Source organism: Candidatus Planktophila dulcis (assembly GCF_002288225.1).
Classification (GTDB): domain Bacteria; phylum Actinomycetota; class Actinomycetes; order Nanopelagicales; family Nanopelagicaceae; genus Planktophila; species Planktophila dulcis.
Map to the genome: position 1 here is coordinate 319,372 of NZ_CP016777.1, position 17,853 is coordinate 337,224.

Sequence of the window (17,853 nt, forward strand, 5' to 3'; positions counted from 1 at the left end):
GTGATTTAGGACATTTGGGGTTTCTTTTTAGCCATCTTGCGACTACCTTGCAGTACTCACGGGTAAGTCCGTGGCAATAACCGTGTTCTAAGGGGCCCAACAATTGACTGCCGTTGTACTCGAAGAAGAGTCACAAGAGATAGTTCAGCGCACCCCGAAACAGATCGCATGGGGACGTTTTAAGCGCAACAAAGTTGGCGTCTATGCAGGCTTTGCAACTATTTTCTTCTTAAGCGTCTCAGTTCTTGCTCCCATCATTACTCGCCTCGTTGGAGTTGATAATCGCACCATCTATGACGGTGTATTAAATGAATTTGCAATGCCGATCGGACCTTGGGGTGGAATCTCCTTGGCACATCCTCTTGGCGTTGAGCCGGGTGTTGGACGCGATGTCTTTGCACTTCTTCTCTATGGTTCACAACTTTCATTTCTTGTTGCAATCATCTCAACTGTTGCAGCAATCAGTATAGGTATGTTGGTTGGAATTGCCACAGGTTATTTCAAGGGGCGCATCGACTCCACTGTTGGTCGCTTTGCTGACTTCCTCCTTTCATTTCCTGGAACATTTATGATCATCGCTCTCTCACTACCGCTGGTGCAGCGCGTTGAGGCGACAGGTATTGCTCATGAAAATGCCGCTCGAATCTTGGTTCTGGTCACCTTCCTTGTCTTCTTTGGCTGGACAGGTTTCTACAGACTTATTCGCTCACAAGCGATGTCACTGCGTGAACGTGACTTTGTCATGGCAGCACAAGCGATGGGTGCATCGAGCTGGCGCATTATTGTTAAAGAGTTACTACCAAATCTTTGGCCAACTGCCATTGTCTTTACCTCACTCTCACTTCCTGGATATATCGCAGCAGAGGCGACATTCTCATTCTTGGGTGTTGGCGTTCAGCCACCTGCATCAACCTTTGGGCTTGTGCTCTCTGATGCCATTGGCTACTGGCGTGAAGACCCCGCATACCTTCTTATTCCATGTGTGATCCTGATTGCCATCGTGCTCTCACTCAACTTGTTGGGCGATGCAGTACGCGATGCGCTCGACCCTAAGGCAGGTAGATAGATAGACCTAATTTTCCATAGAAATATGGGATTTTCCGTAGCAATACGGGAAGAAGCTTCAATGAAGAGATATCTCGCGAGTTTCTCTTAATGAAGTTTCAGATCTGGTTCACGACCCGTGAATTAGAACCGCTTCTACAAGGAGGACACATGTCCGGTTTGAAAACTAGCCGTCGCATCCTTGCTTCAACAGCTGCAATTGCACTCGCTGTTGGCGTAACAGTTGCATACGGCTCAAGTGCAAACGCTGCTGAAAAGCCAATTACTGGCGGCACTTTGTACTTCATTACACATGCAGAGCAGTTTGATCACGTAGATCCAGCCCGTGTTTACACAGGCCGCGATATCGCGTTCTTCAACTCATATATCTACCGTAACTTGGTTTCATACAAGCCAACTCCGGGATCAGCAGGATCATCACTCGTTGCAGACCTTGCAACTAACACTGGTGTTCCATCAAATGCTGCAAAGACATGGAAGTTCACACTTCGTTCAGGCGTCACATGGGAAGACGGCTCAGCTGTTACCTGTGAAGATGTTAAGTACGGTGTATCACGTCCATTCGCGCAGGATGTCATCACTGACGGTCCTCAGTACCTAGTACAGGCACTCGATATCCCTAAGGATAAAGATGGCGCATCTGTATACAAGGGTCCATACAAGAAGACCGGACAGGCTCAATTCGATAAGGCAGTTTCTTGCTCAGGTAACACAATTACCTTCAAGCTAAACCGCTCATTTGCTGACTTCAACTACGCACTTACTTACCCAGCAGGTGCACCAGTGAAGGCTTCAAAGGACACAGGCGATAAGTACGACCTCAAGCCATTTGCTAACGGTCCATACAAGATTGCTTCATACAAGATCGGCGACACAATGGAGCTCGTACGTAACACAGCATGGAAGAAGTCTTCTGACGCTGTTCGTACTCCATACCCAGATAACATCGTTGTTCGCTTCGGTCTAGCTGAAGATGTTCGCGATCAGATCATGCTCGAAGATCAGATCCCAAACACAGCTTCACTTGATTCATTGTCACCTGCAAATACACGTGCATTCTTCGATGATCCAACAAAGAAGACACAGCGCTTTAACGTGTATGACCCATACGTTCGCTACTCAGCGATGAACGTCAAGAAGGGCAAGATGGATTGCCTCGATGTACGTAAGGCTCTCTTCTTTGCAGTTAACACACAGGCTCTCATCGACCTTTCAGGTGGACGTGAGTTCTACGGAGATCCAGGAGATAACCCTGTTAAGCCAGTTCTTGGTCTTGACTATGCAAAGACAAAGGGCAACATCAGCGATCCAAACTGGAAGATCACTGGAAATCCAACCTATGCAGCTTCATTGATGACAAAGGCTAAGACCTCTTGCCCAGATGCTCACGCTCGCGCGACATCTGCTGACAAGGGAATCATCTGGGATATTGCGCAGTCTGCAACTAACCAGAAGGCATCTGTCTTGATTCAGGATGCTGCTAAGGAAGCTGGCATTGTTGTGAAGTTCAACTTCATTCCATCAGGTCAGTACTACTCAACAGTTCTCGACGGCACCAAGCAGAATGATATTTCATCTGCTGGCTGGGGAGCTGACTGGGCAAATGCATCAACAGTTATTCCTGAACTCTTCACAAAAGAGGGCGGATTTAACCTGTCACAGAACTGGGATGATGCAGCATATGCAGCATTCAAGAAGAAGTCAGATGCTGCAAAGGTAGAGACAAACCGCACAAAGCAGGCAGGAATGTGGAAGGAACTATCCCAGTACGTTATGGATCAGTACTGGATCATCCGCCCTGTCTTCTCAAAGACCCAAGAAGTTTGGGGATCTAAGGTTGGCGGCGTGTACTACTGGGAGCCACAAGGTAACTTCGGCTTCGGACAGATGTACGTCAAGAACTAATTAACAATTAGATTTATCTAAAGTTAATTAGCACTTCGTAAGATGTTGCGGGCGGTTTAAGAAATTAAGCCGCCCGCAACTCCACGAAATCACCAAATGAAGAAATAAGGAGATTTAAAGATGTTGAAGTACTTAGCTCGTCGATTGAGTGCGACCTTCCTGGTCATCACTCTCGTGAGCATGTCTGTATTTGGCATCTTCGCCGTCCTTCCTATGGACCCAGCAGCGCTCACATGCGGAAAAGCATGTTCCCCTGCTGTTATTGAAGCTAACCGCCATCGCCTTGGGCTTGATGTCCCTGTGCACGTTCAATATGGCCGCTTTGTTAAGGGACTAGTTGCAGGGCGTGAATATGGCGATGGAGCAGCCAAGTTTGAATGTCCAGCTCCAGCATTCGGTTATTCATATAACCGCCACGAATGCGTGACAACTCTCGTCGCAGAAGCATTCCCAGTCACTTTATCTCTAGCAGTGGGAGCCTTTGTTCTCTGGCTTTCTGTCGGTGTCGGCCTTGGAATCCTCGCGGCCCGAAAGAGAAATGAGTGGCAAGATCGCGGTGCTACGGCATTCGTTCTCATCGGCACATCACTTCCAACATTTATCTCGGGTATTTTGATTCTTCTCTTTGTGGCGTTGAAATTTAATCTCATCAATCCACTGGAGATGGGACGGTGGGTCTCACCATTAGAAGATCCAGTTGCATGGTTTAGATCCTTTATCTTCCCTTGGATTACCTTGGCGCTCCTCTATGCAGCGACCTATACGCGTTTTACGCGCTCTAGTGTGATTGAGATTTCTTCTGAAGATTACATTCGCACAGCGCGCGCCAAGGGATTAAATGAGCAAGATATCTTGCGCAAGCACACACTGCGCGCCGCCCTTGCCCCTATCGTCACACTTGCTGGTCTTGATTTTGCCGGGTTACTCGGTGGCGCAATCATCACCGAAGGAATATTTAACTTGCCAGGGTTAGGTCGTCTCTCGATTCGAGCAGTGCTCAATGATTACGACCTGCCAACTATTCTTGCAACAACGATCTTGGCGGCATCATTTGTAGTTATTGCAAACCTCTTGGTCGATATCTTGTATGCATATATTGATCCACGAGTGAGAGTTGCTTCATGACGCTTAAGCCATTTCTTGAGGTTAAAAACCTCAACGTTGCATTCCCTACTGAAGATGGCCTTGTGCAAGCATCTAATGACATCTCCTTTACTGTGGCACGTGGTGAAACCCTTGCCGTCGTGGGTGAATCAGGCTCAGGTAAATCTGTTACATCACTTGCTGTGATGGGCTTGCATGATCGAAAGCGCACACAAATCACAGGCCAAGCATTTCTTAATCTTGATTCAGGTCCGATCGATGTCATCTCAGCCGATGACGAGGTAGTGCGAAAGCTGCGCGGTAAGGCGATGTCGATGATCTTCCAAGATCCGATGTCGGCTCTGCACCCGTATTACTCCATTGGAAACCAGCTCATCGAAGCGTGGGCTCTCTATAACGAAGGCGATAAGGCGGCAGGTAAGAAGCGCGCTATCGAGATGCTCGATCTTGTGGGTATTCCAGATGCTGCAAAGCGCGTGGATGAATTCCCTCACCAATTCTCAGGTGGAATGCGCCAGCGCGTGATGATTGCAATGGCTCTTATCAATAATCCCTCCCTTTTGATTGCAGATGAGCCAACAACGGCGCTGGATGTGACTGTGCAGTCTCAGATCTTGCAGCTCATCCGTGAGATGCAGAAAGAGTTCAATATGGCTCTTATCTTGATCACTCACGATCTTGGTGTTGTCGCTGAAGTCGCAGATCGCGTTAACGTGATGTATGCAGGAAAGATTGTCGAAAGCGGTAGCGCTGAAGATATCTACTATCGCCCCGATCATCCTTACTCCATCGGCCTACTGAACTCGATTCCAAAGATCGGCGAACTTGAATCAAAACGTCTTGTCGCAATCCCTGGACAGCCACCATCGCTGATTAATCTGCCCAAGGGATGTTCATTCCGCGCCCGTTGTTCCTTTACAGATCGCGTTGCAGGCAATCTCTGTGCCACAACAGCGCCGACACTTGATAACAAAACCACAGAGCACTTCTCACGTTGCCACCTCACGGAGGTAGAACTTGTCAAAGCTCGCACAGAAATCGGTGGCCGCTGATGAATCAGCCAGTTCTAAAAATTGAAGGATTAAAGAAGCACTTCGCCACAACAACCGGTGGTGCTTTCTCCAAGGTCAAGGGCACAGTCAAGGCTGTCGATGGCATCGACCTTGAAATCTATCCAGGTGAAACTATTGGCCTTGTGGGTGAATCCGGCTGCGGTAAGACAACTGCAGGGCGCACAATTTTAAAGCTCTATGAGCCAACAGAGGGAAAGATCACCTTTGAAGGTCAAGACATCACACACTTAAAGCCAAAGCAGATGAAGCCACTGCGTTCACAGATGCAGATGATCTTCCAAGATCCCTTTGCATCCCTGAACCCACGTCACACCGTCGGAACGATTATTGGCGCAGCATTTGATATTCAAGGCATTACTCCTGCCGGCGGCGTTGAAGCAGAAGTACAGCGCCTGATGGCTCGCGTGGGCCTGAACCCAGAACATATCAACCGCTATCCCCATGAGTTCTCAGGTGGCCAGCGCCAGCGTATTGGCGTTGCTCGCGCAATTGCACTCAAGCCAAAGCTCATCGTTGCCGATGAGCCAGTCTCAGCACTGGATGTTTCTATTCAAGCTCAGGTCGTTAACTTACTTGAAGACTTGCAAGATGAATTCAACATGGCATACATCTTTGTAGCTCACGATCTCTCAGTTGTTCAACACATCTCAGATCGCGTCATTGTGATGTATCTCGGCAAGGTGATGGAGCAGGCCCAGAAGGTCGATCTCTTTACCCATCCTCGCCATCCCTATACAAAGGCACTTCTGTCAGCAGTTCCTGTTGCAGATCCAATTAAGGGTCGAAAGCGCGAGCGCATCATCTTGCAAGGTGATCTTCCAAGCCCTGTAAATCCACCAGCAGGCTGTGTATTTAACACTCGCTGCTGGAAGGCGCAGGATAAGTGCCGCACGCAAGTCCCAGAGTTGATGCAGATTGGCACAGATCCAAGCCATCGCATCGCTTGTCACTACCCAGAGGATTAAGAAGGAAATAAGAAAGCCCCGACCAATTGGCCGGGGCTTTACTTATTTCAAAACGCTATTGATTAGTTAAGTTTATGCAAGCTTTCCATCTACCTGCACAGTTGATTCGCCGATGCGAACTGTCAGGGTCAGTGGATCTCCAACAGAGGCTTGGCAACCAACTCCATACTTGTAGGTGATTTCAGCTCCGGCCTTCAGTGACTCAGTTGGAGCGCCGTTGATATCAAGGTCTCCCAAGACATCGAAGCAGACATTGGCACCGGATGCTGCCTGCAATGAGACAGTAGTGAAATCAAGAGGTGTCTTTCCACCGTTTTTAATGATGACTTCAAATGAGTTTGAAGTCTTTGGCTTCTGATCAATATTGGTCATGAATTGCGTTGGTGAAAAACGTGATGGGGCAGAGACGGTGACGAAGACGCCTCCACCAAGGTCAAGCGGTGCATCAAAGGCGATAGTGGCAACAGGGGCCTCTTCCTGGACCAAGGTCGCCGCATCAACAGGGGCATCTGAGCCGCCATTGGTGACAGAGCGAAGGATCGCTCCGCCGATAAGAACTACGACAGCGATGATGATCCACTGCTTACGAGAAAGTTTTTTCATGAGTGTGATTCTACCTTTACCAAATCCGAACGCGCTCTTTTGGCGCTAGCCAGAGCTTATCTTTTTCAGTCAGCGCGAATGCGTCATAGAACTCCTGGACATTGCGGACAATCTGGTTGCAACGGAACTCATCAGGGGAGTGTGGGTCGATTGCAATGCGACGGCGCACCTCTTCAGGACGGTTCTTATTGCGCCATGAGTGCGCGTAGGAAAGGAAGAAGCGTTGATCACCGGTAAATCCATCAATCACAGGGCTCTGTGCGCCCTTCAGAGCCAATTTATAGGCCTTATAGGCGATTGCAAGGCCACCTAAGTCACCGATGTTCTCACCCAATGTGAAGGCGCCATTAACGTGGATATCAGGTGTGCTCTCAGGTGAGAGCGCATCAAATTGCGCAACTAAGACGCTAGTGAGCTCTTCAAACTTTGCACGGTCCTCATCAAGCCACCAATCGACCATATTGCCATCGCCATCGTATTTCGATCCTTGATCATCAAAGCCGTGGCCGATTTCATGGCCGATAGTGGCACCGATTCCGCCGTAGTTGGCAGCCATCTCAGCATCGAGATCAAAGAAGGGCGGCTGCAAGATGGCAGCAGGAAAGACGATCTCATTAGCAAGGGGGTTGTAATAGGCATTAACAGTCTGAGGAGTCATATGCCACTCATCGCGATCGACAGGTGCTCCAATCTTTGCAATGGCATAGGCATGATCAAACTCTGCAATGCGCCAGAGGTTTCCAATCAAATCATCGGCTGAGATTTCAAGGGTTGAGTAATCACGCCACTTATCGGGATAGCCAATCTTGGGAGTGAACTTTTTGAGCTTCTCCAGCGCCTTCTGCTTTGTGGCATCTGACATCCACGGCAGTTCCAGAATGCTCAAGCGATATGCCTCAAGGAGGTAATCAACGAGGACCTTCATCTCTTGCTTTGCGCGAGCAGGGAAATGCTTTTCCACATAGACCTTGCCGATGGCTTCTCCTAGTGCACCTTGTGTGACGGAGACTCCGCGCTTCCAGCGATCGCGGATTTGTGGTGTGCCAGAGAGAGTCTTTGCATAGAACTCAAAGTTCTGCTGGACGATCTCATCGGTGAGGAAGGCCGCGCTCGCAGAGACAAGATTGAGTTTGAGCCAGGCCACCCATGAATCGCGGTTGGAATCAAAGCGAGCAAACATGGCAGAGAGTGATTCAAAGAAGGATGGTTCACAGACGACCAAAGATTCAAATGCCTTTGCCGGCACCTTGGCGTTGCTGGCCCAGGTGTCGAATAAGAAGTGTGGGGCAAGGCTTTCAAGCTCTGCCCGTGAGTACTTGTTATAGGTAAGGGTTGCATCGCGGTCTTTGACCTGATCCCAGTGATGGGTGGCAATCTCTGTCTCAAGAGTCAGAATCTTCTTTGCAACATCTGCGCCATTGGCGATTCCAACGAGTGCGCACATCTTTGCCACGTGGTCGAGGAATGCTGTGCGGATGGAGGCAAACTGTTCTTCGCGGTAGTAGGACTCATCAGGAAGTGAGAGACCACCTTGGCCGATATAGAGAATATTGGTATTGGAATCCATCGCATCGGGATAGATAGCTGCTCCAAAGATTCCACCGATGCCGCGCATCTCAAGGCGGGCCATGACGGTGATGAATTCTTTTAAGTTGGTGATGCCATCGATAGCAGCAAGGTCATCGACTATCGGTGAAATTCCACGTGCCTTAATGGCATCGGTATCCATAAATGATTTATAGAGATCACCGATCTTCTGGGCTTCACCTTCACCCGATGATGTCTCAATAATCTGGCGAACTTGCTCCTCAGCCTCGTCATGGAGTTTGCGAAAGATTCCATCGCTGGAGCGATCAGCCGGCATCTCATACTCGCGGACCCACTTGCCGTTGTAGTGGCGAAAGAGGTCATCTTGAGGGCGGACCAATGGGTCGAGGGAGGCGCTATCGATTCCTGATGTGAGGCTCATGTCATCCAATTCGCTAAGAAAAAAGTAGTTGAAAGTTCAACGTATTCTACTTCTGCCGTACACTTCTATGCATGGCAGGGCAAAACGCTACAACACCACGCTGGTTAAACCCTGCCGAAATGAAGGCTTGGCGCCGCTACATCATCGCTAGCCGGCGCCTACTTGAGGCGCTGGATTACGACCTCGATCACCATGAGCTGTCCATGGCGGATTATGAAGTCTTGGCACAACTGAGCGATGCCCCAGAGCGACGAATGCGTATGAGCGAGTTGGCAGATATGGCGATGCTCTCTCGCTCACGTCTATCCCACAGAATTAAGGTGATGGAGAAGGCCGGCTGGGTAAAGCGCGAGGCCTGTCCTATCGATAAACGCGGCTACTTCGCTGTCATGACTGCCAAGGGATGGAAGGCGATTGTCGCTGCTGCCCCAGATCATGTCGATAGCGTGCGAGGCAGATTTCTTGATCACCTGAGTAAGGAAGATCAGAAGGTATTGGCAGAGATTTTCGAACGGGTGAGTGATTCCTTAAAAGAGAATCCGCTAGAGGATTAGCTCAAAGGATTAATCAGCCGACGAATTAGTTGTAAGCAATAAAAAACCCCGCCAGTTGCCTGGCGGGGTTTTTTATAAGTAATGAATTACTTAGCTGCTGCCTTCTTACGACGGCGGCGCTTTGGAGCAGCTGCTGGAGCTGCTGCCTTCTTCTTGCGGCGCTTTGGAGCAGCCTTCTTAGCTGCTGCCTTCTTACGACGCTTTGGAGCAGCCTTCTTAGCTGCTGCCTTCTTACGACGCTTTGGAGCAGCCTTCTTAGCTGCTGCCTTCTTACGACGCTTTGGAGCAGCCTTCTTAGCAGCTGCCTTCTTACGACGCTTTGGAGCAGCCTTCTTTGCTGCTGCCTTCTTACGACGCTTTGGAGCAGCCTTCTTAGCAGCTGCCTTCTTGCGACGCTTCTTTGGTGCTGCTGTTGCAGCAGCCTTCTTACGACGCTTCTTAGGTGCTGCTGGTGCAGCTGCCTTCTTGCGCTTCTTTGGAGCAGATTTCTTAGCTGCAGCCATGTGTTTATCTCCTAATCGGAAGGGTTCGGATCCGTCACCCAAACCTGTTTCGTGGATAAGTGTGACTGAATATGTAAAGAATTACCACTACATTGTGAGAAAAATTGCAGTGCGTGTCGCTAATTATTTTTTATTTTTTCTATGCTCTTTCGCAATTTTGCTAACTATTTTTCAACCAGATTTACCGAAATTTGGGAAAAAATGTTGAAAATTTGGTGCACGAGTTAAGAAATCTCACGATTTTTACGAATTTCCCGCTCTCGAACGGCAAATTCGTTCGTTTGGACGTCGTATTTCCACATTTTCGGCAAGAAAATTGCCAAAAATGCAACCACAACGACACACATCAACCCCCCGGAAGTTACCGAGATCGACAAGGTGGTAGCTGCGGCCATAGAAGCTGCGCGAAGTTGGCCAGCTAAGGGACCGACTGAATAGGAAAGTAATTCGATTCCGGCAAGACGTCCACGGAAGTGATCGGGGATGGTCTGGTTCCAAATATTTCCCCGGAAGAGGGCACTGACCATATCCGATGCTCCGGCAACGGTGAGAAAGAAAAGGACGAAGATCAGTGAGGTGCTCAGGCCAGCTGCTGCAATGGCAAGTCCCCATCCCATCGCAGCCAAGATGACGGCGCGACCGTGATAGCGGTAGGTGCGAGTCCACCCAGAAGTCAAAGTGACAATGACAGATCCGACAGTGATGGCGGCATAGAACATTCCGAGGGCCCACGGTGCATTTAATTCATCGGCCCAGAAAGGATAGAGCGCCATCGGCATCGCAAGAGTCATCGCTGCAAGATCGATGATGTATGTACCCAATAAATCTTGTCTCTTCAATGCATATCTCACACCATCTAATAACGCTGACAGAGATGGCTTTTCGGCCTCCTTGGAACGAGGGATAGAGCGCACCCGTGCAAGGAAAAGTAGCGAGAGTACATAGGTTGCGATATCAACGACATATCCAGCGCTGACTGACATCGTTGAGAAGATAATGCCGCCGATAGTGGGTCCGACGATGACTCCCAACTGCCAGCGCAAACTTAAGAGAGCACTTGCTGCTGGTAAATCTTCATGGCTGACAAGTCGTGGCAACATCGCATCCATCGAAGGGCGCTGCAGACCATCGACTACGGCAAAGAGAGCTGCGACGAGATAGATGGCAAGGGTGGTGGGGCTGCCAAGAAGTGAATTGCCAAGGAGAACCAAGACCAAGATGAGGGCGCCGGCTTCAGTTGCCCAGACCATCTTCTTACGGTCAACAGAGTCTGCAAGGACACCGCCATAGAGACCGAAGATGATCAGAGGCACAATCTCAACAACACCCAGAAGTCCTACTGCGAGGTAGGAACCGGTGAGCTCTTTGAGTTGAAAGGGCAGTGCAACGTAGGTGATCATCGATCCGAAGTAGGAAATCAGCCCTGCAGTCCAGAGATTACGAAAATCTGGGTACTTCTTTAGGGGAGTCAGATCAATTGCAAAGTTAGCCACCTGCAAAGACTAGTGAAAGGTTTCCTTTTCGGAAGGAAATGCACCCGAACGAACCTCGAGAGCAAATTCCTGGGTTGCATCGAAGAGCTCTTTACGCAGATTGCGATATGCCTTGGCAAGCTTGGGAGGATTGGCAGTTAGCCCTGCCATATCTGTCCAGACAAGTACTTGGGCATCGCACACACTTCCTGCACCGATTCCGATGGTGGGAATAGAAAGGGCGGCAGTAATGCGGGCGGCAAGTTCAGCTGGAACGAGTTCAAGAACGATGGCAAAGGCGCCAGCTTTTTCTAGGGCGAGGGCCGCATCGAAAATCACATCTGCATCATCTCTGCCCTGCACGCGATAGCCACCTAATTGGTGAAGAGATTGCGGGGTAAGGCCCAGATGGCCCATGACGGGAATGCCAACGGATGTGAGCTTTTCAACGGTAGCAAGGTGAGCACCTTCTAACTTCACTCCCATCGCACCTGCCTCTTTAAAAAATCGTGTGGAGGTGGCAAGTGCAAGTTCTGCTGATGCTTCATAAGAACCAAAGGGAAGGTCTGCAATGACAAGGGCGCGGTTGGATCCTCGAACAACGGCGCGGGTCAGTGGGATTAAATCATCGACTGTGACAGGGATGGTGTTCTCTTCCCCGAGAAAATTATTGCCAGCGCTATCGCCCACAAGAAGGACGGGGATTCCTGCCTCATCAAAGATCGATGCAGTCATCTGCTCATAGCTTGTGAGCATCGCCCATTTCTCACCGCGCTCTTTGGCAGCGCGCAGGTCAAGGATGGTGACGCGACGATGGGATGCACCGCCATAGAGGGTCGTTGATGTGCTCATAATTTCTTCTCCTGCCTCGAAGCCTCATGCGAGGTCCCCGGGTCGACACCAATGCTACTCCCGATACTCTTGAACTATGAAGTTGCGTTTGGCGCTCGCTCAGATAAACCCCACGGTCGGAGACCTTGCGGGTAATGCTGCGCTGATTACCCAATCAGTCGATCAGGCTGTTGCAGCCGGTGCCCATATCGCAATCTTTCCTGAGATGGTGCTGACCGGTTATCCGGTGGAGGATTTAGCGCTGCGCCCTTCTTTTCAGGTGGCAAGTAAGAGCGCACTTACAGCACTGGCCACACAATTAGATATGAGCATCGTCTCTATCGTGGGTTACTTAGACCAGGTCGATGGCAAGCCACAGAATATGGTCGCAGTCATTGCAGGTGGGCAAGTAAAGGCGCGTTATGCAAAGTGCCATCTGCCTAACTACGGCGTCTTTGATGAGTTCCGCAATTTTGTTGCAGGAGATTCAACCCTTGTCGTGCGCATCCATGGCATCGATGTTGGCATCGCCATCTGTGAAGATCTCTGGATCGATGGGGGAATTACCGCGCAGCTGGCAGAGCGCACGCCAGGGCTCGTCATTGTTCCCAATGGATCTCCCTATGAGAGAGCCAAAGATGATGTGCGCCTTGCACTGGTTACCAAGCGCGCTCGCGAAGCGAAGGCTCCACTTGCCTATGTGAATATGACCGGTGGCCAAGATGATCTGGTCTTTGATGGCGACAGCATTGTTGTGAATTCTGATGGAGCCGTTATTGCTCGCGCTCCTCAATTTGAAGATGGTGTGATGATCGTTGATGTCGATGTTGCACCTGGGACATCAACTCCTGATGTCATTATCTCTGAAGATTCTGTGGAGATTGCAAAGCCTTCTATTCCTGGAATTGCTCATCGCCTTGGTGATGAAGAAGAGATGTGGAACGCCATTGTTGTGGGCCTTCGCGATTATGTGACTAAGAATGGCTTTACATCAGTCCTCGTTGGTTTATCTGGCGGCATTGATTCAGCTCTCGTTGCAGCACTTGCCATTGATGCATTGGGCCCCGATCGCGTGCACGGTGTTGCTATGCCAAGTAAGTATTCATCTGAGCATTCGATTGAAGATGCCCAATTGATGGCTGCAAATACCGGCCTTGGTTTTCGCATTATTGAGATCCAGAAGATGGTCGATGCCTTCCTGAATGAGGTAGAGCTCACCGGACTTGCTGAAGAGAATGTGCAGGCACGTGTGCGAGGAACAACGCTGATGGGCCTTTCTAATCAATTTGGCCATCTTGTTCTTGCCACAGGAAATAAATCAGAGCTCGCCTGCGGATACTCCACCCTCTATGGCGATGCTGTCGGTGGTTATGCACCGATTAAAGATATTTATAAGACAGATGTGTGGGCACTTTCTCGTTGGCGCAATCAGGTGGCCGCGGATGCAGGTGAAGTGCCACCGATTCCTGAGCGCTCCATTACGAAGGAGCCCTCTGCTGAGCTGCGTCCTGACCAAAAGGATTCTGATTCACTTCCAGAATATGAAGTATTGGATAAAGTCTTAAAGGCCTATGTCGATGATGATTTGGGACGCGATGCCCTTATTGCTGCAGGCTTTGATAAAGCACTTGTCATGCGAGTGATCTCAATGGTCGATAGGGCCGAATATAAGCGGCGCCAATATCCGCCTGGCACCAAGGTCTCCAAGCGTGCCTTCGGTAAGGATCGACGCCTGCCTATGACAAGTAAGTGGCGCGAACTCTAATTTTGTAACACTGCCGTAACTTCACTTTGGCACGATGGGCCACATGTCCCCAAGTGAGAACATCAGCAAGCAGCAAGAGTTCGTCCTTCGCACTATCGAAGAGCGAGATATTCGTTTCATTCGTCTGTGGTTTACCGACATTCTTGGAACGTTGAAATCTGTCGCTATCGCACCTGCTGAACTTGAAAATGCCTTTGAAGAAGGAATCGGTTTTGATGGTTCTGCGATTCAAGGATTTGCTCGCGAATTTGAATCCGATATGTTGGCAAAGCCAGATCCTGCAACATTTACTATCTTGCCTTGGCGCGCTGAAGCACAAGGTGCTGCGCGTATGTTCTGCGACATTACTCTGCCAAGCGGTGAAGCATCTCCTGCCGATTCGCGCAATGTTCTTCGTCGCACCTTAGAAAAGGCCGCCAAGATGGGATACACCTGTTACACCCATCCTGAAATTGAATTCTTCCTCTTTAAATCACAACCTGAAAAAGGTGTGGCACCTGTTCCCGTTGATCAAGGTGGCTACTTCGATCACACACCAGCTGTTGTGGGACATGACTTCCGTCGTCAGGCAATTACGCTGCTTGAGGCAATGGGTGTCTCTGTTGAATTTAGCCATCACGAAGGTGCCCCTGGCCAACAGGAGATTGATCTTCGTTATGCAGATGCCTTAAGCACTGCAGATAACATCATGACTTTCCGCCATGTGATTAAAGAAGTAGCTCTGAACCAAGGATTCTTTGCATCCTTTATGCCTAAGCCCTTTACTGATCATCCTGGCTCTGGAATGCACACTCACGTCTCACTCTTTGATGGTGAGAAGAATGCTTTCTATGACTCCAGTGCAGAGCTCAATCTTTCAACAGTGGGCCGCCAATTTATTGCCGGCATCTTGAAGCATGCTGCAGAAATTACAGCGGTGACAAACCAATGGGTCAACTCTTATAAGCGCCTGCAAGGTGGGGGAGAAGCACCTTCGATTATCAACTGGGGCCACAATGATCGTGGAGCTCTTGTGAGAATTCCTATGTATAAGCCAAAGAAAGAGAACTCAACACGTATTGAATTCCGCTCACCAGATTCAGCATGTAATCCATACCTTGCCTATGCGGTGATGTTAGCTGCAGGTCTTAAGGGAATTGAGAAGAAGTATGTGCTTGAGCCATCGACTGACACTCAACTACTTCCATCAAATCTTGAAGAGGCAATCCTTGTGATGGAGAAGAGTGAACTTGTGCGCGAGACGCTGGGTGAGCATGTATTTGATTACTTCCTTCGCAATAAGCGCTCTGAGTGGCAGGACTATCGCCGCCAGGTCAGCGCCTATGAATTAGATCGATATTTACCCGTCCTCTAACAAGGATTTTGGCAAGGACTTCTGTAGCATTTTGCTATGGCTAAAGAGATAAACGCAGGATCAATTCGTCGCTACAACCTCATTGCAGGTTTCTTCCATCTTGTTCAAATGGCGGTAGTGCTTGTCCTTTCGAGTGACTTCACCTTGCCTATTGTTGCCCGTTACGCAGCAGGACCTCCAGGAAGTGATTTTGCAGAACCTGTCACACTTTTGAATGCACCCATCGGTCTGACTGTTGGGATATTTCTAGGACTTTCAGCTTTCTTCCATTTCTTAGTTGCAAGCCCACAATTCTTTAGCCGCTATAGCGCAGGCCTTGCAGCTCACCGCAACTACTTCCGTTGGGTTGAATACTCAATCTCTTCATCAGTGATGATCGTTCTCATCGCTTTGATTACTGGTGTCTCTGATGTTGTTGCCATCATCTGTCTCTTTGGTGTGAATGCATCGATGATTCTCTTCGGCTGGCTTCAGGAAAAGTATGAGCAGCCAGGCAATGGTGGATGGCTTCCATTTATCTTTGGTTGCATCGCGGGCGCAGTTCCATGGATTGCACTCTTGTTCTATGTCTTAGCTGTCGGAGGACCAGGCGATACGAAAGCACCAGCATTTGTCTATGGAATCATCTTCTCAATCTTTTTCTTCTTCAACACCTTTGCAATCGTGCAATATCTGCAATACAAGAAAGTCGGTAAGTGGTCTGACTATCTACGGGGAGAAAAGACTTACATCACGCTCTCTTTGGTTGCTAAATCTGCACTCGCATGGCAGATCTTCTCGGGGACCTTGATTCCACCTCAATAAGGCACCTTGATTAGATAAGCGCTCTCGCGCTATTCTGTAGCCACTATGAAGCTCCGCGGACTCCTCCTTATCCGCCGTAGCGAGGCCTAACAACCGGTCTCCTCGCTGCGGAGTTTGGTGTTGCCGGTAAACACCTTCGGTTAACCAAACAAATTAGGAGCTAAGTAAATGAATTTCCCAAAGCAAACGCCTTCAAAGATGCCGGTGCATCGCTATTCACCGTTTATCCCCGTTGAGCTTGAAGATCGCACATGGCCAAGTAAGAAGATGACGAAGGCGCCACAGTGGTGTTCTGTCGATCTTCGCGATGGCAACCAGGCGCTTATCGACCCAATGGATACTCCCCGCAAGCTTGCGATGTTTAAGTTACTTGTTGCGATGGGTTATAAAGAGATTGAGGTGGGTTTCCCATCAGCATCTCAGACAGATTTCGACTTTGTTCGAAAAATCATCGATGAGGATTTAATCCCTGACGATGTCATCATCCAGGTGCTGACCCAGGCTCGCGAACCGCTTATCCGTCGCACCTATGAATCCATCAAGGGTTCAAAGCAGGCGATCGTTCATCTCTATAACTCAACTTCTACATTGCAGCGCCGTGTTGTTTTCGGCCTTGACAAAGATGGCATTAAGAAGATTGCGACAGATGCTGCGCAACTCTGCCTTGATTTAATGTCGACGGTTCCTGAGACCAAGGTTTCATTCGAATACTCACCTGAGTCATATACCGGCACCGAACTCGAATTCGCTGTTGAGGTGTGTAATGCGGTCAATGATATTTGGAAGCCAACTCCGCAATGGAAGACCATCATGAACCTTCCTGCAACTGTTGAGATGGCCACACCAAATGTCTATGCAGATTCGATTGAGTGGATGTGTCGTAACCTCACCAATCGTGAGAGCGTGATTGTTTCTCTTCACCCACATAATGATCGTGGAACAGGAGTAGCTGCTGCAGAGCTTGGCTACTTAGCGGGCGCAGATCGCATCGAAGGAACGTTATTCGGCAATGGTGAGCGCACAGGAAATGTATGTCTTGTAACCCTTGGCATGAACTTGGTCTCTCACGGCATTGATCCACATATTGATTTCAGCGATATCGATGAGATTCGTCGCACCGTTGAATATGGCAATCAATTGCGTGTTCCTGAGCGCCATCCCTATGGCGGCGACCTTGTCTTCACAGCATTTTCTGGTTCACACCAAGATGCAATTAAGAAGGGCTTTGAACATTTAGAGCGTGATGCAAAGGCAGCAGGTAATACAGTCGATAACCACACATGGGCTGTTCCATATCTACCTATCGATCCAAAAGATATTGGTCGCTCCTACGAAGCTGTTATTCGTGTGAACTCTCAATCAGGTAAGGGTGGGGTTGCCTACCTCATGAAGAATGAGCATTCACTGGATCTTCCACGTCGCCATCAAATTGAACTATCGAGAATTGTTCAGGCAAAGACTGATAACGAAGGTGGCGAGATCACAGCAGATCAGTTGTGGCATATCTTCGAAGATGAATACCTGCCAACAGATTCTGCTCCGTGGGGACGTTTCCGTCTTAAGGGAATGTCACAAGTTTCTGTGATGGGTGAAGATGTTCAACTCACCGTCAAGATGACAGATCGTGGTGAAGCAATTGAGTTGGCTGGAACCGGTAATGGACCAATTGCTGCGTTCTGCCATATCTTGCAGAACTATGGCGTTGATGTTCGCGTTCTCGATTTCAGCGAGCATGCACTCTCATCAGGTGGAGATGCATCCGCTGCTGCCTATCTGGAGTGCGCTATTGCAGGAGATGTCTTCTGGGGAGTCGGAATCGACCCTAATACAACGACTGCTTCTCTTAAAGCGGTCGTGTCTGCAATCAATCGCGCTATTCGCTAACT

General features: G+C 49.3%; 15 protein-coding genes. 10 read left to right on the forward strand and 5 right to left on the reverse strand.

Annotation, left to right across the window (positions count from 1 at the left end):
* Window positions 1-103: 103 nt before the first annotated feature.
* From A1sIIA65_RS01645 to A1sIIA65_RS01665, 5 genes are all read left to right on the forward strand, one after another.
* Entirely contained in the window at window positions 104-1,066 is a 963-nt protein-coding gene (locus A1sIIA65_RS01645) for an ABC transporter permease (protein WP_095675866.1), read from the forward strand.
* Between the two features lie 149 nt (window positions 1,067-1,215).
* On the forward strand, window positions 1,216-2,970 hold the full coding sequence (locus A1sIIA65_RS01650; protein ID WP_095675867.1) for an ABC transporter substrate-binding protein: 1,755 nt from the start codon (window positions 1,216-1,218) through the stop codon (window positions 2,968-2,970).
* A gap of 120 nt (window positions 2,971-3,090) precedes the next feature.
* Window positions 3,091-4,095, forward strand: a complete 1,005-nt coding sequence (locus tag A1sIIA65_RS01655) for an ABC transporter permease (RefSeq protein ID WP_095675868.1) — start codon at window positions 3,091-3,093, stop codon at window positions 4,093-4,095.
* Complete coding sequence (locus A1sIIA65_RS01660; RefSeq protein WP_095675869.1) at window positions 4,092-5,126, forward strand: ABC transporter ATP-binding protein; 1,035 nt, start codon at window positions 4,092-4,094, stop codon at window positions 5,124-5,126. The genes A1sIIA65_RS01655 and A1sIIA65_RS01660 overlap by 4 nt, the downstream gene beginning before the upstream one ends.
* A complete protein-coding gene (locus tag A1sIIA65_RS01665) occupies window positions 5,126-6,112 on the forward strand; it encodes an ABC transporter ATP-binding protein (RefSeq protein WP_095675870.1) in 987 nt (328 codons plus the stop codon). The genes A1sIIA65_RS01660 and A1sIIA65_RS01665 overlap by 1 nt, the downstream gene beginning before the upstream one ends.
* A 72-nt stretch (window positions 6,113-6,184) precedes the next feature.
* Here A1sIIA65_RS01665 and A1sIIA65_RS01670 read toward each other — a convergent pair whose 3' ends face one another.
* On the reverse strand, window positions 6,185-6,715 hold the full coding sequence (locus A1sIIA65_RS01670) for a hypothetical protein (RefSeq protein WP_095675871.1): 531 nt from the start codon (window positions 6,713-6,715) through the stop codon (window positions 6,185-6,187).
* A gap of 16 nt (window positions 6,716-6,731) precedes the next feature.
* Entirely contained in the window at window positions 6,732-8,684 is a 1,953-nt protein-coding gene (locus A1sIIA65_RS01675; RefSeq protein ID WP_190277132.1) for a M13 family metallopeptidase, read from the reverse strand.
* A 71-nt stretch (window positions 8,685-8,755) separates the two neighbouring features.
* Between A1sIIA65_RS01675 and A1sIIA65_RS01680 the strand changes: the two genes are divergently transcribed.
* The gene (locus tag A1sIIA65_RS01680; protein ID WP_095675873.1) at window positions 8,756-9,238 is read left to right on the forward strand and encodes a MarR family winged helix-turn-helix transcriptional regulator; all 483 of its coding nucleotides are present in this window, start codon (window positions 8,756-8,758) and stop codon (window positions 9,236-9,238) included.
* An 86-nt stretch (window positions 9,239-9,324) separates the two neighbouring features.
* Here the strand turns inward: A1sIIA65_RS01680 and A1sIIA65_RS01685 are convergent, their stop codons facing one another.
* The 3 genes from A1sIIA65_RS01685 to panB form a co-directional block, all read right to left on the reverse strand.
* Window positions 9,325-9,741, reverse strand: coding sequence for a hypothetical protein (locus A1sIIA65_RS01685; protein WP_095675874.1), 417 nt, complete (start codon window positions 9,739-9,741; stop codon window positions 9,325-9,327).
* Between the two features lie 224 nt (window positions 9,742-9,965).
* Window positions 9,966-11,234 carry an MFS transporter gene (locus tag A1sIIA65_RS01690; protein ID WP_095675875.1) on the reverse strand — a complete coding sequence of 423 codons (1,269 nt, stop codon included), beginning with the start codon at window positions 11,232-11,234 and terminating at the stop codon, window positions 9,966-9,968.
* A gap of 9 nt (window positions 11,235-11,243) precedes the next feature.
* Window positions 11,244-12,065: a 3-methyl-2-oxobutanoate hydroxymethyltransferase gene (panB, locus tag A1sIIA65_RS01695; RefSeq protein ID WP_095675876.1), complete on the reverse strand. Its 822-nt coding sequence runs from the start codon at window positions 12,063-12,065 to the stop codon at window positions 11,244-11,246.
* A 76-nt stretch (window positions 12,066-12,141) separates the two neighbouring features.
* Between panB and A1sIIA65_RS01700 the strand changes: the two genes are divergently transcribed.
* The 4 genes from A1sIIA65_RS01700 to leuA all read left to right on the forward strand — a co-directional run bounded on the left by A1sIIA65_RS01700 (window position 12,142) and on the right by leuA (window position 17,851).
* A complete protein-coding gene (locus A1sIIA65_RS01700; RefSeq protein ID WP_095675877.1) occupies window positions 12,142-13,809 on the forward strand; it encodes an NAD+ synthase in 1,668 nt (555 codons plus the stop codon).
* Window positions 13,810-13,852: 43 nt separating this feature from the next.
* The gene (locus A1sIIA65_RS01705) at window positions 13,853-15,163 is read left to right on the forward strand and encodes a glutamine synthetase family protein (protein WP_190277146.1); all 1,311 of its coding nucleotides are present in this window, start codon (window positions 13,853-13,855) and stop codon (window positions 15,161-15,163) included.
* A gap of 36 nt (window positions 15,164-15,199) precedes the next feature.
* The gene (heR, locus tag A1sIIA65_RS01710) at window positions 15,200-15,967 is read left to right on the forward strand and encodes a heliorhodopsin HeR (RefSeq protein WP_095675878.1); all 768 of its coding nucleotides are present in this window, start codon (window positions 15,200-15,202) and stop codon (window positions 15,965-15,967) included.
* A gap of 168 nt (window positions 15,968-16,135) precedes the next feature.
* Window positions 16,136-17,851, forward strand: a complete 1,716-nt coding sequence (leuA, locus tag A1sIIA65_RS01715) for a 2-isopropylmalate synthase (protein WP_095675879.1) — start codon at window positions 16,136-16,138, stop codon at window positions 17,849-17,851.
* Window positions 17,852-17,853: the final 2 nt, after the last annotated feature.

Excerpts from the sequence above, each read along its gene's own strand:
- A1sIIA65_RS01680 (WP_095675873.1), top strand. The coding sequence starts at position 8,756 with ATGGCAGGGCAAAACGCTACAACACCACGCTGGTTAAACCCTGCCGAA.
- A1sIIA65_RS01700 (WP_095675877.1), top strand. The coding sequence starts at position 12,142 with ATGAAGTTGCGTTTGGCGCTCGCTCAGATAAACCCCACGGTCGGAGAC.
- panB (WP_095675876.1), bottom strand. The coding sequence starts at position 12,065 with ATGAGCACATCAACGACCCTCTATGGCGGTGCATCCCATCGTCGCGTC.
- A1sIIA65_RS01705 (WP_190277146.1), top strand. The coding sequence starts at position 13,853 with ATGTCCCCAAGTGAGAACATCAGCAAGCAGCAAGAGTTCGTCCTTCGC.
- A1sIIA65_RS01675 (WP_190277132.1), bottom strand. The coding sequence starts at position 8,684 with ATGAGCCTCACATCAGGAATCGATAGCGCCTCCCTCGACCCATTGGTC.
- A1sIIA65_RS01670 (WP_095675871.1), bottom strand. The coding sequence starts at position 6,715 with ATGAAAAAACTTTCTCGTAAGCAGTGGATCATCATCGCTGTCGTAGTT.
- A1sIIA65_RS01660 (WP_095675869.1), top strand. The coding sequence starts at position 4,092 with ATGACGCTTAAGCCATTTCTTGAGGTTAAAAACCTCAACGTTGCATTC.
- A1sIIA65_RS01685 (WP_095675874.1), bottom strand. The coding sequence starts at position 9,741 with ATGGCTGCAGCTAAGAAATCTGCTCCAAAGAAGCGCAAGAAGGCAGCT.
- A1sIIA65_RS01650 (WP_095675867.1), top strand. The coding sequence starts at position 1,216 with ATGTCCGGTTTGAAAACTAGCCGTCGCATCCTTGCTTCAACAGCTGCA.
- A1sIIA65_RS01655 (WP_095675868.1), top strand. The coding sequence starts at position 3,091 with ATGTTGAAGTACTTAGCTCGTCGATTGAGTGCGACCTTCCTGGTCATC.
- heR (WP_095675878.1), top strand. The coding sequence starts at position 15,200 with ATGGCTAAAGAGATAAACGCAGGATCAATTCGTCGCTACAACCTCATT.
- A1sIIA65_RS01665 (WP_095675870.1), top strand. The coding sequence starts at position 5,126 with ATGAATCAGCCAGTTCTAAAAATTGAAGGATTAAAGAAGCACTTCGCC.
- leuA (WP_095675879.1), top strand. The coding sequence starts at position 16,136 with ATGAATTTCCCAAAGCAAACGCCTTCAAAGATGCCGGTGCATCGCTAT.